The sequence below is a fragment of the Rhodococcus sp. Leaf278 genome, from assembly GCF_001426085.1.
GTDB lineage: Bacteria > Actinomycetota > Actinomycetes > Mycobacteriales > Mycobacteriaceae > Rhodococcoides.
In genome coordinates this window covers 1-5,084 of the sequence record NZ_LMRR01000026.1, presented here as the reverse complement: position 1 = coordinate 5,084, position 5,084 = coordinate 1, and the positions used below count along the sequence as shown (strand labels likewise).

Below are 5,084 nucleotides of genomic sequence, written 5' to 3'. Positions count from 1 at the left end.
TTGCCGGCGCATATGGTGCCGTCGGCGTTGGTGATGCTCGAGTCGATTCCGTTGACTCCGGCAGGCAAACTCGACCGAAACGCACTACCCGAACCCGAACTCGGATCGCAGGGTGCGTTCGAGGCACCGGAGACCGAGTACGAGGCCGCTGTGGCAGCGGTCTTCTGCGATGTTCTCGAGGTGGATCGGGTCGGCGTGACCGACAGCTTCTTCGACCTCGGCGGAAACTCGCTGGTGGCAACGCGATTGATCGCGCGAGCCAACTCTGCCCTCGGAACCGATCTGAAAGTACTCGATCTGTTCGAGGCATCGACGGTGCGGACCCTGGCAGAGCGTGCAGAGGCGAAGGGTGCCTCGTTGCACCGCCGTCCGGCACTCGTGGCGCTCGACCGACCCGAGTCCGTTCCGCTCTCGCTCGCGCAGCAGCGGATGTGGTTCATCAACCAGTTCGATGTGGCGTCACCCGCTTACAACATTCCACTCACCGTTCGGTTGACGGGTCGACTGGACGTCACCGCGATGTCGGCAGCTATCGGCGACGTTCTGGCGAGACACGAATCACTCCGGACAGTCTTTCCCACGGTGGGTGATCTGCCGAATCAGGTCATCACCCCGGTCGAGGACGTCACCGGCCCCAACCTCCCACTCGATTACGTCGAGGTCGACGTCGCGTCGGTGGATGCACTCGTCCTCACTTCTGCCACAACAGGATTCGACGTCACTGTCGACCTTCCGTTCCGGGCCGTGCTGTATCGGACCGGCGCGGAGAGTTTCGTTCTCGCCATCGTGGTCCACCACATCGCTGCGGACGGCGCCTCGATGGCACCGCTGGCGCGCGACGTCATGGTCGCCTACGGTGCCCGGTCCGCGGGATCGGCTCCGACGTGGGAACCCCTGGCCGTACAGTATGCGGACTTCGCCCTGTGGCAGCATGCCGTCCTCGGCAACGAGAACGACCCCACATCCGTCGCCTCGCGGCAGATCGAATTCTGGCAGTCGGCACTGGCAGACCTGCCCGACGTGTTGCCGATGCCGCTCGATCGACCACGGCCCATTCGGCAGTCGATGCGTGGCAGCGTCACCCCGTTCACGATTCCGGCCGATGTAGCCGCTCGATTGTCTTCGGTTGCAGCCGAACACGAGTCGACGCTGTTCATGGTGGTCCACTCCGCGCTTGCCCTGCTGCTCGCCCGGTTGAGTGGCACCCGCGACATCGCTATCGGAACCCCGATCGCCGGTCGAGGGGATGCAGCACTCGACGATCTCGTCGGTATGTTCGTCGGCACGCTCGTGTTGCGGACACAGGTCGAGCCACACGCGACTTTCGGCGAGTTGTTGGCCGGTACCCGACGCTCGGATCTCGCTGCCTTCGACAACACCGACATTCCGTTCGAGCGACTCGTCGATGTTCTCGATCCGGCTCGATCGACCGACCATTCACCGCTGTTCCAGGTTCTCCTGGAATTCCAGAACAATGCCTCGGCCACGCTCGAACTGCCGGATCTCACTGTCGAGTTCGAGGAAATCAGCACCGACACAGCGAAGTTCGATCTGCAGCTACGCGTCGATCAGAACCCTGCCGACGAGTCCGGTGCGTTGTCGGCTGCCTTCACCTACGCCACAGATCTGTTCGATTCCGACACCATCGATCGGTTCGTCGACCGATTCCTGCGAATCGTCTCCACCATCGGCACGTCGACGGACGTCCGCACCGGTGACATCGACATCCTGTCCGCCGCAGAACGAGAACTGGTTCTGTTCGAGTGGAACGACACCGCACGACTGATCGAGTCGTCGTCGATCCACCAGCAGATTCCGAACGGGGATATCGGCGTCACGCTGAGCAGCTTGTTCGACCGGCAGGTACTTCGCAGCCCGTACTCGACCGCTCTGGTGTTCGAGGACGAGCAACTCACGTATCTCGAACTGGACGAGCGTGCCAATCAGCTCGCTCGGCACCTCATCTCGCTCGGTGTGGCACCGGAATCCCACGTCGGCCTGGCAATGCGTCGATCGATCGACCTGCTCGTGGGCATGTACGCCATCGTCAAGGCCGGTGGTGCGTATGTTCCGATCGACCCGGACCATCCGGTCGAACGGTCGTCCTACGTACTGTCGAGTGCTCAGCCGGTGTGCATTCTGACCACGAGCCGCGACTGGATCAACATTCCGGTGGCTACTCCGGTTCTCGCCGTCGATCTGTTGGACGTCTCGGATCGAAGTCACTCCTCGATCACCGATGCCGATCGACTGGGCAGCCTGAGTGGTTCGAATACCGCCTACGTGATCTACACATCCGGCTCCACCGGCCGGCCCAAGGGTGTGGCAGTCACGCACTCCGCCATAGTCAATCGCCTGCTGTGGATGCAGCACGAGTATCACCTCGAGCCCGCGGACACAGTTCTGCAGAAGACGCCGGCGACCTTCGACGTCTCGGTGTGGGAATTCTTCTGGCCGCTTCAGGTGGGTGCAAAACTCGTCGTGGCAGAGCCCGACGGGCACCGTGATCCCGCGTACCTCTCCCGCATCATCGCCGATGAGCACGTCACCACCGTGCACTTCGTGCCGTCGATGCTCGCAGTGTTCGCGGCCGGTGCTCGGGCTGCAGATTGCGTGTCGCTGCGGCTCGTCTTCTGCAGTGGCGAAGCACTTCCGCCTGCCACCGCGGCACAGTTCGCTCAGTTCTCGCTCGCGGAGTTGCACAATCTCTACGGCCCGACCGAAGCCGCAGTCGACGTCAGCTACTACCACGTGACCGGACGAGATCCGGTCTCCATCCCCATCGGCGCACCGGTGTGGAACACCCGGTTGTACGTTCTGGACGCCTCGTTGCGCTTGGCACCCATCGGTGCGCCCGGCGAGCTGTATCTCGCGGGTGTCCAGCTCGCACGCGGTTATGTCGGCCGCGGCGATCTGACGGCAGATCGCTTCGTCGCCGACCCGTTCGGTCAACCGGGTGAGCGGCTCTATCGCACAGGCGATTTGGTGCGCTGGCGCGCCGACGGTGAGCTCGAGTACATCGGTCGTACCGACTTTCAGGTCAAGTTGCGCGGCCTGCGCATCGAGCTGCCCGAGATCGAAGCCGTACTGCTGCGGTCCGAGTCGGTCGCCCAAGCGATCGCCTTGGTTCACAAGGACCCGAACACCGGTGAAACGCTGGTTGCCTACGTCGTGGGCGCACCCGGCGCTGCCGTCGACACCACCGATCTGACGGCCGAGGCCGCGCGGCGGCTTCCGGGCTACATGGTGCCCACACACGTGGTGGTGCTCGATTCGCTGCCGGTCAACGCCAGTGGAAAGCTCGATCGCAAGGCGCTGCCTGCACCCGAGTTCACCGTCGCCGCTTCGGAATTCGTCGGTCCGGAGAACCCCGTCGAAGAAATCGTGGCCGGCATCTTCGCCGACCTCCTCGGTGTCTCGCAGGTGGGCGTCACGTCGAGCTTCTTCGAGATCGGCGGCAACTCGCTGATCGCGATGCGATTGGTAGCGCGGGTGAATGCCGCGCTGGGAAGCAACATCGGTATCCGCGATCTGTTCGACGCGCCGACCGTGCGCGCATTGTCCGCAGGCATCGACATCCGCGAACACGATTCCGAGTCGGCACCGCGACTGGTTCCACAGGACCGCCCCGATGTCGTCCCGCTGTCGCTGGCGCAGCAGCGGATGTGGTTCATCAATCAGTACGACACGGAGTCGGCTGCCTACAACGTCGCGTTCGCCATGCGATTGAGCGGTGCCCTCGACATCGACGCGATGCGATCGGCCATCGGCGATGTGTTGACCCGGCACGAATCTCTTCGCACCATGTTCCCGCTGTCGGACGACGGCCCTGTGCAGTCGATTCTCGACGTGGCGTCTGCACTACCGGATCTGACTCCGATCACGGCGGACGACGAGCGGCATGTGCAGGAACTGATCGGCGATGTCGCCGGCTCGGGCTTCGACGTGGTGGCGGACGTTCCGCTGCGCGTCCGATTGATCCGAGAGCGCGAGAACGAGCACGTGCTCGTCATGGTCGTGCACCACATCTCCTCCGACGGGTTCTCCAGCGCCCCGCTGGCACGCGATCTCATGGTGGCGTACAGCGCACGTGCTGCAGGGCATGCGCCGAGCCAGGACCCGTTGCCGGTGCAGTATGCCGATTACGCACTGTGGCAGCGTCGGTACCTCGGCACCGAGTCCGATCCCGAGTCGCTGATGGCACAGCAATCGGCCTACTGGGTCGACACACTGTCCGGTAGCCCCGAGGTTCTGCCCCTGCCCACCGATCGCCCCCGCCCGGCGGTGGCGTCTCTGCGCGGCGACTCGATCTCGTTCGAGATCGATGCCGCCGTCCATGCACGCCTCGCAACTGTTGCTGCCGAGCACAATTCGAGCTCGTTCATGATCGTGCACGCCGCGTTGGCCGTTCTTCTCGCCCGGCTGTCCGGCACCGAGGACATCTCCGTCGGAACGCCGATCTCGGGCCGAGGAGATGCTGCACTCGACGAGCTCGTCGGCATGTTCGTCAATACGCTCGTGCTTCGGACCCAGGTGGCTGGTTCCACACGTTTCGAGGATCTCCTGTCGGAGGTTCGCGCCACCGACCTGGCGGCGTTCACACACTCGGACATCCCGTTCGAGCGTGTGGTCGATGCTGTCGATCCCGCGAGATCGACCGCCCATGCTCCGTTGTTCCAGGTGATGCTCGAGTTCCAGCACACCGACCGACCGACGGTGACATTGCCCGGCCTGTCGATCGAGGGCATCGAACTGCCCAATGACATTTCGAATTTCGACTTGCAGTTGACGGTCTCGGAAGAATTCGACAAGTTCGGCGCACCGGTCGGCATCGGCGCCGGTTTCCGTTACGCCACAGAACTGTTCGACGCCGACACGGTCCGAGTCCTTGCCGACCGCCTCACGCGAATTCTCGATGTCGTCACTACGGACCCGTCCGTCCTGATCGGGGACATCGACATTCTGTCGAACGACGAACACGCCGCCCTGGCTCCGGTTCGTGGTCCGCGGTCTGTGGTGGGTGTGGTGTTGCCGGAGTTGTTGGCTGGTGCGGTGGGTGTGGCTGGTGTCGGTGGTGTTGCGGT

General features: G+C 63.6%; 1 protein-coding gene. It reads left to right on the top strand.

The genetic code is table 11. The features are described 5' to 3' along the window. Positions 1–5,084 (top strand): non-ribosomal peptide synthetase (locus ASG84_RS18690; RefSeq protein WP_156399598.1); only part of this gene is annotated, 5,084 nt, incomplete at both ends.